Source organism: Allokutzneria oryzae, from assembly GCF_042429765.1.
GTDB lineage: Bacteria > Actinomycetota > Actinomycetes > Mycobacteriales > Pseudonocardiaceae > Allokutzneria > Allokutzneria oryzae.
The window spans coordinates 102,388-117,277 of record NZ_JBHLZU010000023.1 but is presented as its reverse complement, the minus strand read 5'-3'; the positions used below and the strand labels follow the sequence as shown (position 1 = coordinate 117,277).

At 68.4% G+C, this 14,890-nt stretch carries 17 protein-coding genes and 1 pseudogene; 9 read left to right on the top strand and 9 right to left on the bottom strand.

All coding sequences use genetic code 11. The annotated features are described in order from the left end of the window. Positions 1-103 precede the first annotated feature (103 nt). Positions 104-1,006 (top strand): phosphotransferase family protein, encoded by a 903-nt coding sequence (locus ACFFQA_RS27395; protein WP_377858260.1) that lies wholly within the window; start codon positions 104-106, stop codon positions 1,004-1,006. 128 nt (positions 1,007-1,134) lie between these two features. Further along, positions 1,135-1,709, top strand: a pseudogene (locus ACFFQA_RS27390) (IS5 family transposase); the annotation flags it as partial. 186 nt (positions 1,710-1,895) lie between these two features. On the opposite strand, the gene ACFFQA_RS27385 reads toward ACFFQA_RS27390, so the two are convergent. From ACFFQA_RS27385 to ACFFQA_RS27375, 3 genes are all read right to left on the bottom strand, one after another. Beyond that, positions 1,896-3,023, bottom strand: a complete 1,128-nt coding sequence (locus ACFFQA_RS27385) for an HNH endonuclease signature motif containing protein (protein WP_377858258.1) — start codon at positions 3,021-3,023, stop codon at positions 1,896-1,898. Between the two features lie 400 nt (positions 3,024-3,423). Further along, entirely contained in the window at positions 3,424-4,191 is a 768-nt protein-coding gene (locus ACFFQA_RS27380) for a right-handed parallel beta-helix repeat-containing protein (RefSeq protein WP_377858256.1), read from the bottom strand. A 121-nt stretch (positions 4,192-4,312) separates the two neighbouring features. Beyond that, entirely contained in the window at positions 4,313-4,447 is a 135-nt protein-coding gene (locus tag ACFFQA_RS27375; protein WP_377858253.1) for a hypothetical protein, read from the bottom strand. A gap of 126 nt (positions 4,448-4,573) precedes the next feature. Here ACFFQA_RS27375 and ACFFQA_RS27370 point away from each other — a divergent pair, with 126 nt between their 5' ends. Both ACFFQA_RS27370 and ACFFQA_RS27365 read left to right on the top strand, forming a co-directional pair. Then, on the top strand, positions 4,574-5,152 hold the full coding sequence (locus tag ACFFQA_RS27370; protein WP_377858251.1) for a hypothetical protein: 579 nt from the start codon (positions 4,574-4,576) through the stop codon (positions 5,150-5,152). A gap of 86 nt (positions 5,153-5,238) precedes the next feature. Next, positions 5,239-5,877, top strand: coding sequence for a GNAT family N-acetyltransferase (locus ACFFQA_RS27365; RefSeq protein WP_377858250.1), 639 nt, complete (start codon positions 5,239-5,241; stop codon positions 5,875-5,877). 21 nt (positions 5,878-5,898) lie between these two features. Here the strand turns inward: ACFFQA_RS27365 and ACFFQA_RS27360 are convergent, their stop codons facing one another. The 3 genes from ACFFQA_RS27360 to ACFFQA_RS27350 form a co-directional block, all read right to left on the bottom strand. After that, positions 5,899-6,477 (bottom strand): TetR/AcrR family transcriptional regulator, encoded by a 579-nt coding sequence (locus ACFFQA_RS27360; protein ID WP_377858248.1) that lies wholly within the window; start codon positions 6,475-6,477, stop codon positions 5,899-5,901. Positions 6,478-6,500: 23 nt separating this feature from the next. Continuing rightward, positions 6,501-7,301, bottom strand: a complete 801-nt coding sequence (locus tag ACFFQA_RS27355; protein WP_377858245.1) for an alpha/beta fold hydrolase — start codon at positions 7,299-7,301, stop codon at positions 6,501-6,503. 77 nt (positions 7,302-7,378) lie between these two features. Further along, complete coding sequence (locus tag ACFFQA_RS27350) at positions 7,379-8,008, bottom strand: hypothetical protein (protein WP_377858242.1); 630 nt, start codon at positions 8,006-8,008, stop codon at positions 7,379-7,381. Between the two features lie 431 nt (positions 8,009-8,439). On the opposite strand from ACFFQA_RS27350, the gene ACFFQA_RS27345 reads away from it, so the two are divergent. Next, positions 8,440-9,090: a TetR/AcrR family transcriptional regulator gene (locus ACFFQA_RS27345; RefSeq protein ID WP_377858239.1), complete on the top strand. Its 651-nt coding sequence runs from the start codon at positions 8,440-8,442 to the stop codon at positions 9,088-9,090. Positions 9,091-9,139: 49 nt separating this feature from the next. Here the strand turns inward: ACFFQA_RS27345 and ACFFQA_RS27340 are convergent, their stop codons facing one another. Beyond that, positions 9,140-9,541 carry a peptidase inhibitor family I36 protein gene (locus ACFFQA_RS27340; RefSeq protein WP_377858237.1) on the bottom strand — a complete coding sequence of 134 codons (402 nt, stop codon included), beginning with the start codon at positions 9,539-9,541 and terminating at the stop codon, positions 9,140-9,142. A gap of 198 nt (positions 9,542-9,739) precedes the next feature. Here ACFFQA_RS27340 and ACFFQA_RS27335 point away from each other — a divergent pair, with 198 nt between their 5' ends. Next, entirely contained in the window at positions 9,740-10,279 is a 540-nt protein-coding gene (locus tag ACFFQA_RS27335) for an AAA family ATPase (protein WP_377858234.1), read from the top strand. A 222-nt stretch (positions 10,280-10,501) separates the two neighbouring features. Here the strand turns inward: ACFFQA_RS27335 and ACFFQA_RS27330 are convergent, their stop codons facing one another. Beyond that, on the bottom strand, positions 10,502-11,077 hold the full coding sequence (locus ACFFQA_RS27330; protein WP_377858232.1) for a DUF3885 domain-containing protein: 576 nt from the start codon (positions 11,075-11,077) through the stop codon (positions 10,502-10,504). A gap of 191 nt (positions 11,078-11,268) precedes the next feature. On the opposite strand from ACFFQA_RS27330, the gene ACFFQA_RS27325 reads away from it, so the two are divergent. Continuing rightward, entirely contained in the window at positions 11,269-12,621 is a 1,353-nt protein-coding gene (locus ACFFQA_RS27325) for a DUF2252 domain-containing protein (RefSeq protein ID WP_377858499.1), read from the top strand. 167 nt (positions 12,622-12,788) lie between these two features. Here the strand turns inward: ACFFQA_RS27325 and ACFFQA_RS27320 are convergent, their stop codons facing one another. After that, the gene (locus ACFFQA_RS27320) at positions 12,789-13,151 is read right to left on the bottom strand and encodes a hypothetical protein (RefSeq protein WP_377858229.1); all 363 of its coding nucleotides are present in this window, start codon (positions 13,149-13,151) and stop codon (positions 12,789-12,791) included. Positions 13,152-13,275: 124 nt separating this feature from the next. Between ACFFQA_RS27320 and ACFFQA_RS27315 the strand changes: the two genes are divergently transcribed. Further along, on the top strand, positions 13,276-14,007 hold the full coding sequence (locus ACFFQA_RS27315) for a hypothetical protein (protein WP_377858226.1): 732 nt from the start codon (positions 13,276-13,278) through the stop codon (positions 14,005-14,007). A 72-nt stretch (positions 14,008-14,079) separates the two neighbouring features. Further along, positions 14,080-14,889, top strand: coding sequence for a MerR family transcriptional regulator (locus ACFFQA_RS27310; RefSeq protein WP_377858223.1), 810 nt, complete (start codon positions 14,080-14,082; stop codon positions 14,887-14,889). The last annotated feature ends 1 nt before the right edge of the window (position 14,890 follow it).

The following is a 14,890-nucleotide window of genomic DNA, read 5'->3' as shown; positions in this document are numbered from 1 at the left end:
CGGCAACTGGCCACTCGGGTCACGGCGTCCGGCGTTGCGGTGATCCAGCGCGTCACGGTCGGTAGCCGTCGGCGCCAGTGAAGATCGGGCTAGGCTGGCCGCCATGACCGCGCCGCTGGCCCTGGCTGGAATCTCCCCCGCCGACGTGGCCTCACAGGAACAGCTGACCGACGGCTTCTACAACTCGGTCTACCGGCTCGTCATGGTCGACGGCGCCCGTCTGGTGCTGAAGGTCGAACCGCCCGCGTCGGCGCCGAGGATGAGCTACGAGATCGCGCTGCTCGTGACCGAAGAGCTGTTCTACCGCGTGGCCGAGACCGGCGGCGTCCCGGTGCCGCACGTCCGGCACGGCGGCGAGGGCTACCTGCTCGTGGAGGAGGTCCCGGGCATCACCTGGCACTCCCTGCGCGAGAAGATCGGCCCGGAGGACCAGGCCCGCCTGCGCGCCGAGCTCGGCCGCGTGGTCGCGGACCTGCACCGCCTGACCGGCAGGAGGTTCGGCTACCCGCAGCGCGGGCTCGCGAACAGCTGGCGGGACGCGTTCCTGGGCATGCTGGACTCCGCCCTGGCCGACGCGGCCCGTTTCGGTGTCGAGGTGCCGGAGATCCGTGGGCGGGTCGCGGCGAAGGCGGACGTGCTGGACGAGGTCGTCACGCCCGCGCTGGTCCACTTCGACCTGTGGCCGGGCAACGTGCTGATCGACTCCTCGCGCGGCACGCCGCAGATCAGCGCGCTCATCGACGGCGAGCGCTCGTTCTGGGGAGACCCGTTGGCGGACATGGCCTCGCTGGCCCTGTTCGGCGACATCGAGCGAGACGAGGCGTTCCTGACCGGGTACCGCCAGGCCGGGGGTGTGCTCGTGTTCGACGAGTCGACCCGCACCCGCATCGCCCTCTACCGCGTCTACCTGTACCTGATCATGTTGGTGGAGACCGTCCCCCGTGGACAGCAGGTCTCGCAGCAGGTGCGGGACAGCCTGGCGGAGGCCCTGGCGTCGCTGGAATAGCGCGCGTGGCCGTCGATTCGCGGCTGCGCGGCCACCGGATTGGTCCCATCGGAAGCGCCGAGATCCATGCTGGACACCGCATCGGCGAGACGGCCTGCCAGGGCCTCGTGCACGGGATTCACCGCGCAATGAGGGCGTGTCTCGTTTGGCCTGTGGGTGATGCTGGGGCATGCTTGTCGGTCGTGGATGAGTTGTCGCGGCGGCTGGTGCCGGATGAGTTGTGGGTGTTGGTGGAACCGTTGATCCCTCCGGCGGGGCAACGCCCGCAGGGTGGTGGGCGCGCGGTGACCGAGCCCCGGGCGGTGTTCACCGCGATCGTGTTCGTGTTGACCAGTGGGTGCGCGTGGCGGCATCTGCCGCCCTCGTTCGGGGTCGCGGTGCCTACCGCGCACCGGTGGTTCACCACCTGGACCAGGGCCGGGCTGTGGGCGAAGCTGCACCGGGCGGTGCTGGACGAGCTCGGTTCCCAGGGGATGATCGACTGGTCCCGGGCGGTGTTCGACGCGGCGTCTGTGCGGGCGAAAAAGGGGGATCGCTGACCGGTCCGAACCCGACCGACCGGGGCAAGATCGGCTCGAAGATCCACGCCTTGTCCGACCGCAACGGCCTGCCGTTGGTCATCGGGGTCTCCGCGGCCAACCTCAACGACCACCTCGCCGCCGAAACCATGATCACCGCGATCCCGCGTGTCCGCTCCCGCCGCCGCTGAGCTGCACGCGGACTCCGCCTACGACGCCCGCGCCTCATGTGATGTTGAAGGCTGGGCTGCCGCCCCGACTTCGTCGGGTTGCCCTCGGATAATTCTTCCGGACTTGGGTGCGGATTTCCTTGGGTATCCACTACCGCTAGCCCGCTCACCTCTAGTGGTGGCGGCTAGCCGGGGTCGGGTTTAAAACGGGGGAGTGGGATCCGCTATCGGCTCCGGTTCCCGGACATAGGTGCGTCCCATCGGCGTGGTCCAGATATGGATACCGCCGGGGAGCTGGGTTCGTTTCCACCGCGTGTGGTGCTTCATCGCATGATGTCGTCGGCATTTCGCACCGAGGTCATCCGCGATGGTGTTGGTGCCGTCGAAGGGTTCGCAATGATCCAGATCGCAGCGGTGCGCCGGTTGGCGACAGCCGATCGCCACACAGGTGACATCGCGGGCCCGGACGAGGTCGGCGAGGGCGGCTGAGGGACGGTAGTTCGTGCGGCCCACGTCCACCGCTACCCCGGTGACGGGGTCGGTGAGGATCCGCTTCCAGGTGCCACCCGCGGCGATGTCCCTCGCCACGTCGGCCGGGATCGGCCCGTAACCCGCGAGCATCCCCGGTTCCTGGTCCATCCCCATCAACGTCGTGGCGGGGAGGGTGACCAGGACCTTGACCTCCCCCTGGGGTGCACCCGTTTCCTTGCCCATGAGCAGGTCGAAGGCGACGTCGGCGCGGCGTTGGTCCATGGTGCGCTCATCCTCGCCGAGGCCTTGGGCGATGCGGTCGATCCGGTCCCAGACCAGGGCTCCTTGGACGGCGGTGAACTGGAACCGCAACGCACACATCGCGTCGTCGAGGTTGAGTTTCTCCACCTGCCGGGTGCGCTTCTTCTCCTCGTGCCGCCGCGCGGCTGCTTCCGGGTCGAGCTTGGCGATCAGGCGTTGGGCGTGCTGCCGGATCCGGCTGTAGTGGTGGGTCCGGGCGTACTCGATCAGCACCGCTTCCACGATCTCCGCCTGCACAGCGGTCAACGGCTCCAACTGGTCCACGATCAGCAGGGCTTTGCCCTGATCGATCCGCCCCTCCTCCAAGGCGGCGAGCACGGCCGGACGGGAGGCGAGGTTCTCGGCGTGGTTAATCAGGGTGCTGGCCTTGCGCGAGGAAATCGACAACAACGCCCCGACCTCATCCCCGAGATACGGATACTCCGCGAAATCCGTGCTGACCACCAATTCGGCGAGACAGCGCGCCAGGACCGCGTGCGCGCGATTCACCGCGCGGTAGGCATCCTCGATGGCATCGAGGGTCTCATCCGGGGTCATATTGCTATTCTACTTGCCGAAAAATAGTGATCATGGCTCTATGGGGTGAAATAGCGCCGATTCTTTCGCTGTTGGCGGACGTGGCACTAGAGCTGAAGTCGGGCAGGCGACCAGGGGTGTCTGAAATGGAACAGGGTGTACGGCGGGGATCGCGGTGGCCGGGGTTTCCGGTGCGAGGTGGTCGTTGAGGGTGGCCGCGGACACCTCAGTCCTTGGGGAGGACAGGGCGTGCCACGCGCAGCCACTGGCCATCACGAACACGATCGCCGTGAACATCGCCCGCAGCTCGTCGGGCATCAGTCGTCGCGACAACTCATCGACGTTCGAGGACCCGCCAAGGTCCAAGCGAGACACGGGACGAGTCGGGGCCGGACTCGCGTCGTCCGGCCCCGGTGACGCGTCAGGGCTTGCCGCCGGGCTTGGGGCCCTTGTAGCCCTCCATCGAGGACTTGTCGATGCCGACCTCGTAGCGGATTCCGGAGCTGACCTTGTTGTCGCTCACCGTGGCGTGGGTGGACTTGATGGCCAGCCCGATCGCCTTGGTCGGCGAGGCCGCGAACTCGTTGCCGGTGATGGTGGCGTGCTGGATGTCCTCGAACATCAGGGCCTGCGCGGCTTTGAGGGTCTCGCAGAAGTTTCCCCGGATCGTGAAGTGCGTGCTGTGCCCCTTGCCGCTGCCCTCACCCTCGTTCGGGCCCTCGGCCATGAGGCACATGTTGTCGATCTTCTCGCAACGGTTGCCCTCGATCAGCACGTTGTTGCTGCCCGGGGTGTTCGTCGCGTAGGTCTGCATGCAGTCCGCGTGGCCGTACTTGTTGCTCGTGCCGCTGATCGTGTTGCGCAGGATCTTGATGTTGTCGCCGAAGAAGCGGATGCCGTCGCCGTCACCGTTGACCGGGTTGGTGATGACGTTGGCTTCGAGCGTGATGTTGTTGCCTTGCGCGCGGATTCCCGGTGCCGTCGGCTTGGTCATCGTGTAGTTGCGCACGATGACGTTGCTGGCCTTGATGTCGATACCGCCGACCAGCTTGCCGGTGCCGTCGTAGACGCGCGGGCTCTCCGGCGTGCCGCCCTCGGTGATGACGAGGCGGGAGGCGGCGTTGGCGGGGGTTGCGCCGACGAGGGTGATCAGCACCGTTGCGATGCCGACGAGTGACCTGGTGCGCATAGCTCATCTCCTTGGATCAAAGGTTGGTGCTGCGGAGCAGCACGTGCTGGACGGTGTGCTCACCGGTCAGTCGCGTTGATGGCGTAGCCCCTGGAGTCGCCGAGGTCGGAGTCGTTGAGGCCTAGCGCTGGAACGCGTTGTCGGAGCTGGAAGTCCGGAAGTGCACCGCCACATCGTCCACAGTGGACGGGCGAACGGCTCCCGGTTTGGCGCTCGCCAACGCCTTGGCGAGCTTCTGTGCCGTGCCTACAGCCATCTTCCTTGGTGCCGCCAGCGCGGCAGTTCCAACTGGTCATGAGGCGGAAGGTAGTAACGGGGCCCGGGAGGGCTCCCGAGATGTAGGACGGTCAACCGCACACGCTGCGGCTGTGAGGAGTACCGGGTGCTTTCGGGGACGCTGATCGCCGGTAGGTACCGGCTCCGGGGCTGGGTTCGCCCGGCTCCTGGCGACGTGACCATGGAGGACCCGATGGGAAGCGACGACATCCGCGCGCTGGCCGCCGCCGCGCCGGGCACCAGCTACGCGCTGGTCTCCTCCGGTGGCGTCGCGGCGCGGCCGAGCGAGCGTCGCACGATCACCTTCGGCCGCAACCGGTGTGAGGTGCACGTGCGCGTCGGCGAGCTGGTCAACAGGGGATCGCGGTGGTGGGCCGGCAACACCGGAAGGCTGCCGATCCGGATGCCCGCCTCCCGGCTGCTCTTTCCCGACGAGGAGCTGCTCCCGCTGACAGACGGCCACACCCCGCTGTTCGTGCGTGCCTCCAGCGGTCGGGAGCACCTGTTGGAGCGGAGCCGACGGGTTGCGCCCGGCGTCCCGGCGCTGCGACGTGACCCAGCCGCAACCGCTGTCCTGGCGGCAGGCCGCCGACCAGCTCGCCCCCGGCGACGGCTGGACCCCCAAGCGGGTCGAGCACATGGTCGTCTGTGCGCACCCGGCTGTGCCGGGGCGGGGTCTCGATAACCTGCTGCCGTCCACCACGCTGGTGCCGCAGGACCTCGCCCTGCTGAACCGCGACGACGAACTCTAGGCGAAGACACGGGGGCACTATGGAGATCCGCACGTTCACCGAGACCGACCGCGCGGAGCTGCGCGAGCTCTTCCACCGCGCGGGCGAGGGCTCTCCGACCGCTTCCCTGTGGGGGCACACGGAATCCGAGGCCGCCGTCTACCTCGATCCCTACATGGACCTGGTGGCGGACTCGCTGTTCCTCGCCGTCGCCGACGGTGCGCTGGTCGGTTACCTGACGGGGTGTCCGGACGGCTCGGCGCTGCCCAGCGAGAGCGAACGCATGGCACTGGCCATCAAGAAGCACCGGTTGACGCTCCGGCGCGGACCCGCGGCCTTCTTCGCCCGCAGCATGCTCGACATGGCGGGGGCCGCGATCCGGCGGCAGCCGACCCCGAAGGACTTCTACGATCCCCGGTGGCCGGCGCACCTGCACATCAACGTGGAGCCACGGGCGCGGGGGACCGGTGCAGCCGACGGGCTGATGAACCACTGGCTGGACCGCCTCCGCGAGACCGGCTCGCCCGGATGCCATCTCCAGACCCTGTGCGAGAACACCCGGGCGGTGCGGTTCTTCGAGCGGATGGGCTTCACCAAGCACGGTCCGACCCCGCTGGTGCCCGGCATCAGGCACGACGGCAAGCGGCTGCACCAGCAGACGATGGTCTGGAACCCCTGACCGCGGCCGGGGTTCACGGCCTCAGACCCGGGTCCACCCGTCGGCGAGCGCGCAGAGCAGCTCCAGGGCGGCGCTGGTCCGGCCGACGTCGCCGGTGATGAGGTGATCGGTCTGCACCCCGGCGTAGGCGTTGTTGAGCAGTGTGGCCTTGACCAGCGCGTCCTCGGGGGACAGGCCGCGCAGCACGAGGGCGTCGGCGACGAAGCGGGCTCGTCCGCTGACGAACAAGGGCACGTGGTCGGTCAGCCGTCCGGCCGCGGCCAGCCCTTCGATCTCGTGGACCAGCCGCGTCCTCGCGATCTCGCCGTCGCGCAGGTGTCGCTGCCAGGCGTCGCGGACGATCGCGCCGACACCGACCGCTGGGTCGGTCCAGCCGGGGGTGGCCGCGAGCGCCTGGTGCTGCAGCTCGTCGAGCCGCTCCAGGACGGCCCGCAGCAACGCGTTCTTGTCGGTGAAGTGGTGGGTGAGCACGCGGGTCGACCGGCCGAGCGCGGCGGCGAGTGTGCGCAGCGAGAACTGCGCGATGCCGGTCTCGGCCAGCTTGCCGATGATCTCGTCGATCAGTTCGACCCGTCGGGCCGGGTCCGCGGTCCGCGCCACGCCGCCACCTCCGACCGGCCAGCCTAGTGGACCGGTCCGGCGGTCTCGTCGAGGAAGCCGCGGATCGCCGCGCCCACCCCGGCAGGGTCCTCGTCGTGCACCCAGTGCCCCCGGCCGGGAAAGACCGCGAGCCTGGTGTTCGGCCGCCGCCGGGCCATCTCCCTCGCGGTCTCGGTGCTCAGCAGCATGCTGTCCCCGCCGTTGACCAGCAGCGCCGGGCACGCCGACGAGGACAGCCACTCCGCCCACCGGTCGCCGAGCAGGGCGCGCTGCGACTCCATCATGTCGTCGTAGTCGAACAGCAGCCCCCACCCGTCCTCGTACTCGACGGCGCTCTCCAGGAAGTAGTCGGCGACGGGGATGCCGAGCGCCTCAATGCCGCTCCTCAGCTCCTCCAGCGTGTCCGAGCGCCGGGGCCAGCCCGTCAGGTCCAGGACCGGCGGTTCGGTGCTCGCGTCTGAGTCGATCACCACAAGCGCGCTGACCAGACCCGGTTCCACTGCGGCCAGCCGGAAGGCGATGACCCCGCCCATGGAGTGGCCGACGACCGGCATCGGGCCGAGTCCCAGCTTCCGCGCGAACGCCGCGGCGTCGGCGACGTAGGAGTCCGGGTGCAGGTCGGCGCCGCGCTCGCTGGTTCCGTGCGCACGTTGCTCCAGGGCGATGACGCGGTACGAGGGCGCGAGCTCGGCGGCGATCCGGAACCACATCCGAGCGCGGCCGAAATGACCGTGCAGAGCCAGAAGCGGCGCCCCGGGGCCACCGAAGTCTACAAAGGACAGTCTGGTGCCGCGCACGGTGATAGCCGTCCGAGCGGCCGTCATCAACTACCTCCCGGGTTGGGGCCACGGCGGCGGGCCAGGTCGGATCTCCGCGCACCATTAGCGTAACAGGTGTTACCCTAATTCTGCGTGGGGCTGTTCCTCGCAGGCTGCTCGGCGACCAGTTCCTCGGCGACCTTGCGCACGACGTCCTCGGCGTCCGCTGTGGGGAACTCGGAGTTGCTGAAGAGGCCCTTGTCGTGCCCGAAGTACGCGATCAGGTGGACGACCTCTCCCTTGCGCGCCACCAGGTCCACCTCGGTGAGGTCTGCTTTCCCTCCGCTCGGAAGCACGAACGTCGCCTCCTCGGCGGTGCCCTCCAGCGGCCTGCCCCGGTCGCTGATCACCGGACTCTTGGCGTAGCTGGTGTAGGTGCCCTTGGCCTGCTCCAGGTTCCGCACGCGGGTGCGGTTGGCATCGCGGTAGTCGTAGACGTGGATCCGCAGGCCCCGGGTGTCCTTGCCGTCCTTGCCGGCGGTCTGCTCCCAGACGCAGCTGCTGTGCTTCATGGTGCGCGCGGTGGCGGGAGGGATCGCGAGTCGGAAGCTGCTGACCCGTGCCAGCTGCCGGAGCCCGGAGCTGAGGTTGCACTGCGCGACGGGCTGCTCGCCCGGCCCCTTGCCCGGCTGCTCGATGTAGTCCAGGTAGAGCTTGCCGAAAATGCCCGCGACGACGAGCAGGACCACCGCGACCGCGATCCCCAAGACCAAGCCCGTGCGCCTCCTCCGGGGTGGCTGCTGGGACCACCCTGACTGGTGCCAGTCTTGGTGGTGCTGCCAGTTCTGCGGTGCGCTCACGTTCATCCCTGTGTGTCGCAGTGCCGTTGGGGAGCCGCAACGTAGCGAGACCGATTCTCGTCCGCGACGCTTTCACACTGGAGTGAACAGCTCGTCCCAGGATGAGACGCGCACCACCGCGTTCTCTTTATGCGGCAACGGGTTTCTTCGCTGGTTGTGTCATCTCGGACGGCACCCTGCGGTTCCGCGGACGTGGCGACGTGGAGGCGAGCCTGGTGGCGCGGGGCTGCCGCGTGCGAGAAGCTCCCGATCGCCCGAGGGCGAGTTCGTGTTCATCGCCGAGCGAGATTGAGTGAACCACGAGGTTCAACCGAGTGGTCCACCGAGTGCGATAGCATCCGCGCGTGACGGGAGTGACGGCTTCGAGCGGGCGTGCGGCCCCGCGAGGGCGCATCGACAAGCGGCAGGCGATCCTGGCTGCCGCCTTCACCGTCTTCGCGCGCCGGGGCTACGAGCAGGCGTGCGTGCGGGAGATCGCCGAAGAGGCGGGCGTCGCCAAGCCCACGGTCTACAACCATCTCAGCGACAAGGAAAACCTGTTCCGGCACGCGATGGAGGCCGCCGCGGACTCGGTGATGGCGGAGAACCTCGCCGTCGTCGAGCGGTTGCGCGATCCCGGTGAAGACCTGCGCGCGGTCCTGGGAGACGTGGCGCACCGGCTGCTCCAGACCTGTTGTGGTGAGCGCTCCCGTGCGCTGCGGTGGCTGACCTACGCCCAGGTCGCCCGTTTCCCCGACCTGGTCGAGCTCGTCCAGGAGCGCACCTCCAACCGGCTCGCCGACGCCCTGGCCGACCGGTTGGCGCGGCTGTCGCTGTCCGGGCACCTGCGCCGGTGCGACCCGGTGCGGGCAGCGGAGCAGTTCCTGGCGCTGCTCACCGGTCCGATGGAGACGCGCTCCCGGCTCGGCACCCGCGAGGTTCCCGTGGCCGAGGCGCGTGCGGTGTCCGAGGCCGCGGTCGAGACGTTCCTGCTGGCGTACGCGAGCACCGCCTGAACGGTTGGGACGGCGCGTCCACAGTGGACGCGCCGCCCCGACCGCCGCGCTAGGAGCGGTACGCGCAGAGGAAGCTCTGCGCGTTCGCCGACCCGGCCATGTCCCCGTTGCCGCTGGATGCGGTGAAGGTCGGGTAGAGCAGGCGACCGTTGTCGTTGTAGACCTCAACGACCAGGCCGGAGTTGTTGTAGAGCGAGTAGGCGCCGTTCGGCAGCATCGGCTTGATCTTCAGCTCCGCCGCGCCGCCGCTGCCGCAGACGAGTGCGTTCGACTTGTACTTCAGGCCCGAGTAGTTCCGCTGCTCGTACAGGCAGTAGTGCCCCGCCGGGCAGTCGCCGGGAGCGCCGGCGCGCGTCGTGGGTGCGACCGCTGCCGTGGCAGGTCCGGCGAGGAGCGTGCCCGCGAAGATCGCGGCGCCCGCGCCCGCCGCGACGAAACGAGACAATGCCATGCGAGTTCCTCCGTGAGTGGATTGTGAGAACGAGTCGAATGTCGTCGTCGACTCATCGCTGGATCACGAGGTGAGCCCCGTTCCGGGTTGTCGTGCGCGGCTGAGAGCTGGATCACGCATTCCGGGGAGAAAGTGAAGGAAATTCGACGAGGCGTTATCCAATCGCGTTGAGCGGTCCTGCGCTGGCACGCTGCTCGCATGGATCGCGCGGAAGTACTGCTCATCGGAGGGCGAGCCGGTGTCGGCAAGACGACTGTCGGGTGGGAAGTGTCCGCGCAACTGCGTGCTGCGGCGGTGCCTCACGCGATCATCGAGGGGGACTTCATGGGTCAGGTCCATCCGGCTCCCACAGGAGACCCGGACCGTTCGCGGATCACTGAAAGCAACCTGACTGCTGTGTGGGCGAACTACGCTCGGCTGGGCTACCGCCGCCTGATCTATACGAACACTGCGAGCGTGTTGTCCGAGACCGCGGGAATGTTCGAGCGTGCCATGGGAAGCGGGACGCGGATGGTACGTGTCTTGCTCACCGCCTCTGATGCCACTGCCCGCGAAAGGTTGATGGGCCGGGAACTGGGCTCAGAGATGGAGCGGGAGTTCGAGAACAGCGTCCGCAAGGCGCGGCTACTGGACCGGCACGCTCCCACGGACACCGTTCGAGTGGTGACCGACGTGAGGCCCGTCGTGGACATTGCGCGCGAAGTGGTCGCCGCCACCGGTTGGGTCAGGCACGGCTAGGTGGAGTCCCGCACGAGGTAACACCACCTCACCACCCCCTGGCGCGCTCATCCCCCGTCCCCCTATTTTCGCGTTTTGTAGTCTTAATGCGATTTGGGAGCGCTCTTTTGCGCAAGATGCCTACAAAACGCGAAAAACCCGACCACGTCAGCCAGCGGGACCACGCGTGCACGGGGGTGGCGGCGCCAGCTCGGGGGATCGGGACGACTTGCAGGACAGGCGCTAGAGCCCGTTGGGATGGGCCGACAACCAGTCGGCGTGCCTTGAGCGCACCTGGTCGCGTTCGGCGCTCGTGGTGAGCAGGACGTCGGCACCACCGTCGTATGGGTGGTGGATTCGGTGCAGATCGACGTCGGTGATGATCACCTCGGCGATGGCGTCGTCGGCGACCGCGCGCAGCAGCTCGTCGACTTCTCCGCGCCGCCAAGTGATCCGGCTGACGAACAGGTGCGTGTAGTACGGCTCTTCCGGGTCGTCGCCGATGGGGACCGACACCCAGTGCCGGGCGCCCGGGAGCCATCGGGCGTGATCGTCCGGACGCTGGCCTGGATGTGCGGTCCCGGACCAGTCGGGCGTGATGACGTAGACGTCCTTGCCGTGGAAAAGCTCGTCCAGGACGGTGTTGTACCGGCCCAGCACGACCGCGTACTCCGCTTCGGTGTCGGGGTAGCGCTTGGACTTCGGCAGGCTGTGGAAACGCACCCAGCGGTCCGGGTACGCGGACTTCAGCTCGTGGGCGATCGGCGGGCACAACGGCCAGCGTTGTTCCCACAGGCGGAGCAGGGCTTCATCGGGCACCCGGTGACGCTAGCCGACGATTCTGCTTGTCCCACAACGAATATGGCCGCGTCTCGTGCAAGTCCCTGATGCGCGGTCTCGCCTTCGTAACACTTCGCCGTTGAGAGCCTTCCCACGTCCGTCGTCGGGCCGTGAGCGTGGGAGCGGGCGAGCCGCGAGGGCAAGATGGCGATGTGCAGAGCGCAGACACGATGTTCCAAGCCTGGGTGCGGCCCGACGAGGTGTACGAGCGCGGCCGGGCGCTGCGGGAGGAGGTGCGGCCGAGGCTGCACGACCACGCCGCGGTCGGCAGGGGCCGGCCGGGGGCGGTGGAGTTCGTGCACGCCAGCAACGCGGCGCGCCTGCCGGAGCTGGTGCCGTTGCGGGTCGGGCGGATGATCGCCTCGCCGTTCGCCTTCTTCCGCGGCTCGGCCGCGCTGATGGCCAACGACCTAGCCGCCACCCCGTACAGCGGCATCACCGCGCAGATCTGCGGGGACGCCCACGCCGCGAACTTCGGGCTCTTCGGCACCAGCGAGGGCCAGATCGTCATGGACGTCAACGACTTCGACGAGACCGTGCCCGGCCCGTGGGAATGGGACCTGAAGCGGCTGGCCGCCAGCCTGGTGCTGGCCGGACGCGATGGCGGGATCTCCGAGGACGGCTGCGCCAAGGCCGCCGGGGATGCGGTGCGCGCCTACCGCAGGACCATGGCCCGGCTGGCCGAGATGCCCTTCCTGGAGGCGTGGAACGCGCTCGCGGATGCCGCCACGATCAGCAAGCTCAAGGCCGACGAGCTGCTCGACGACTTCGCGAAGGCCGCCAAGAAGGCCCGCAAGAACACCAGCCGCAGGGTCGCCGCCAAGTGGACCCGGCAGGTCGAGCGCGACCAGTGGCGCTTCGTGGAGAACCTCCCGGTGCTGCGGCACGTCACCGGGGATGTCGCGCGGGCCGTCACGGCGAGCTTGGGCAGCTACGTCGGCACGCTGCGCGAGTCCCGCCGCAACCTGATCACCCGCTACGCGGTGGCCGACGTGGCGTTCCGGGTGGTCGGCACCGGCAGCGTGGGCCTGCGCAACTACCTGGTCCTGTTGCACGGCAACGAGGATGACGCGCTGGTACTCCAGGTGAAGCAGGCCAACCCGTCCTGCCTGGCCAAGTACCTGGACGTCCCGGCATACGAGCACGAGGGCAAGCGGGTCGTCGAGGGCACGCGGCTGGTGCAGGCCGAGACGGACATCCTGCTCGGCTGGACCACAGTGGACGGTCGGCACTACATCGTGCGCCAGTTCCGCAACATGAAGGGCGACATCGACCCGACCGCACTGCGCAAGGACCACCTCGACGACTACGGCCGCCTCGCGGGCGCGTTGCTGGCCCGTGCGCACTGCCGCTCGGTTGACCCACGACTGGTCGCCGCCTACTGCGGGGACGATGAGGAGATCGACCAGGCGATCACCCGCTACGCGGTGCGCTACGCCGACACCGCCGAAGCCGACCATGCGGAGCTGGTGGCCGCTGTGAAACGGGGCGAGCTGCCGGCCGAGATCGAGAACCGCGGCTGACGCGCCCGAGTTCCGTACCCCCACGCCACGCCACTCGCGCGGTCAGGTTTTCGCGTTTTGTCACCTTGATGCGCAAGAGAGCGCTCCCATTTCGCGTTTAGGTGGCAAAACGCGAAAAGCGGGAGGGGGAGGGGGCGGGGCGCGTTGGGTGGCCGGGGTGGGTGGGATCAGCTCCGGCCGACGATCCGGAGCGCGCCGAACACCAGCGCGAGGACGGCGAAGCTCGGCAGCGAGACGAGGAGCAGGATCCCGAACCCCGGCCGGTGGCGGCGGAAGAACAGCCAGGTGATGAGGGCGGTCAGGAGCCAGGGGGCCAGCATCGAGCCGATCAAGCCGCCAGCCGCCTTCGCGGACGGCAGTTCGATCGTCAGCGAGACGAGTGTGATCATGGCGCCGAACCACACCATTGCGGCGAGCAGGCACTGCCAGAACGACGTCGTCCCCTGGGGCTGCGGCGGCATCGAATCGGGCGCGGGGTACGGCGGCAGGTTCTGGTGCGGAGGGGTGGCCGGATTGTGGTTGGGATTCATAGTTCTTCTTCTCCCGGGTGAGCGCGGAGTGTCGAATACGTCCATCTACCGCACGTGCGTGCCAAACGCGGGATAGGGTGCTGCGGGCGTCTCCGCAGAAGCAAACGGTACCGGGGGTAGGGAAATGTTGAGCGCGCGATTCACCGCCGTTGCCGTCGTCACGGCGGTTCTCGTGGGGACGACCGCGGGAACGGCCTCGGGTGCGGGGGAGACTTATGACGAGTTCTCCTTGCTGTACAACCGTTCCGCTGGTCTCGTGGTTGACAGCGCCGGGAATCCGGCCAGTCAGTGGGCGTGGCGTCCTGGCGATGCGGGGACTTCGGTGATCCGGTGGGACTCGCCGTCGAACTGGAACAAACCGGGCAACGGGCTCGAACACTTCGTGCGCGACGGTGACTGGTTGTACCTCGACGGCTACGAGAACCAGTCCACCGGGACCTACAACGTCCAGAGGGTGACCTCGGAGCAGATCGGCGACGGGAACTGCGCGGGGATGAAGCCACTGCCGGACCACAACGGCCAGCAGCACTATGCACAGTGGACGATCCCGTCCGCGCCGTACTGCCTGATCGCTGACGGCACGATCACCACGCCGACCGGCACGGTGCGGTTCCGGCACCGCCAGGTGTGGTCGCCGCCGACCACCTGTCAGACGAAGTACCACGGCGCCGTGCGGTGCGTTCGGCAGGCGGAGAGCTGGTGGGACGACAACGGTCATCCGTGGGGCCTGCGGATCGAGCGGTCGCAGTACCTCGGCAAGGGACTGGGCATGGCGCTGTCGATTCACTCGACGGTGGGCGACGGCAAGCCGATCGACTGGCACGCCGACCTGAAGGACGTCTGGACCTGGAGCTGAGTCCCGGTTCTCCTCGCCGGGGTTGGAAGAAGGGCTTGACCTCGCCCTTGGGGCGATCCGCACACTGCACGTGTGACCGACTCCTCCTACCTCTTGGCCGGGCGGTTCGGGGCCGCCACGCGGTTGTCCCCGAAGGCGCTGCGGCTCTACGCCGAGCAGGGCCTGCTGACGCCCGCACACGTCGATCCGGCCACTGGGTACCGGTACTACGGCCGCGAGCAGGTGCCCCGTGCCCGGCTCATCGCGCGGTTGCGGTTGCTGGGGCTGCCAGTCGCGCGAGTCGCGCAGCTGGTGGACCTCCCGTCCGAAGCCCGCGTTGTGGAGTTGCGTACCTGGCTACGCGCGCAACAGGAGCGGCTGGCCGATCGCGCCGAGATCGTGGAGGCGATCGCGCGGCGGGTTGACGGCGGCGATCCGGTGTTGGCCGCAGCGGTCGATGTGCGCGAAGTGGCGGCCAGCAAGGTGATCTACCGGCAGCGACACGTCAACGTCGATTCCCTTGACGGCTTCACGGCCGACGCCGCGGCCGACATCCGCGCACATCTGCGGTCCTGCGGGTTGTCGGGCGAAGGTCCGATGACCGTGCACTTCCACGAGCTGGTCACCCGCGACAGCGAGGGCCTCGTCGAAGTCGCCGTTGCCTATGACGGAAGCGTGGAACCTGCCGATGACCTGCGCCTACGCCTGCGTCCGGCAACGCGCGAGGTGTTCGTGCCGGTGCCTGTGGGCTACGAGGACTTCCCGCTGGTGCTGCGGGTCTACGACGCCCTCGAAGCCTGGCTGGACGCGGGAGCTGGTGTGACCGGCGTTGACAGTCCGTACGAGATCTACCCGGGTACCGGCGGTGCGCGGTTCGACGTCGCCTATCCGATCACCCCTTAGG

Coding starts and splice junctions, on each gene's coding strand:
- ACFFQA_RS27335 (WP_377858234.1), top strand. CDS start 9,740: ATGGATCGCGCGGAAGTACTGCTCATCGGAGGGCGAGCCGGTGTCGGC.
- ACFFQA_RS27380 (WP_377858256.1), bottom strand. CDS start 4,191: ATGCGCACCAGGTCACTCGTCGGCATCGCAACGGTGCTGATCACCCTC.
- ACFFQA_RS27355 (WP_377858245.1), bottom strand. CDS start 7,301: ATGACGGCCGCTCGGACGGCTATCACCGTGCGCGGCACCAGACTGTCC.
- ACFFQA_RS27320 (WP_377858229.1), bottom strand. CDS start 13,151: ATGAATCCCAACCACAATCCGGCCACCCCTCCGCACCAGAACCTGCCG.
- ACFFQA_RS27395 (WP_377858260.1), top strand. CDS start 104: ATGACCGCGCCGCTGGCCCTGGCTGGAATCTCCCCCGCCGACGTGGCC.
- ACFFQA_RS27340 (WP_377858237.1), bottom strand. CDS start 9,541: ATGGCATTGTCTCGTTTCGTCGCGGCGGGCGCGGGCGCCGCGATCTTC.
- ACFFQA_RS27325 (WP_377858499.1), top strand. CDS start 11,269: ATGTTCCAAGCCTGGGTGCGGCCCGACGAGGTGTACGAGCGCGGCCGG.
- ACFFQA_RS27375 (WP_377858253.1), bottom strand. CDS start 4,447: ATGGCTGTAGGCACGGCACAGAAGCTCGCCAAGGCGTTGGCGAGCGCC.
- ACFFQA_RS27385 (WP_377858258.1), bottom strand. CDS start 3,023: ATGACCCCGGATGAGACCCTCGATGCCATCGAGGATGCCTACCGCGCG.
- ACFFQA_RS27315 (WP_377858226.1), top strand. CDS start 13,276: ATGTTGAGCGCGCGATTCACCGCCGTTGCCGTCGTCACGGCGGTTCTC.
- ACFFQA_RS27365 (WP_377858250.1), top strand. CDS start 5,239: ATGGAGATCCGCACGTTCACCGAGACCGACCGCGCGGAGCTGCGCGAG.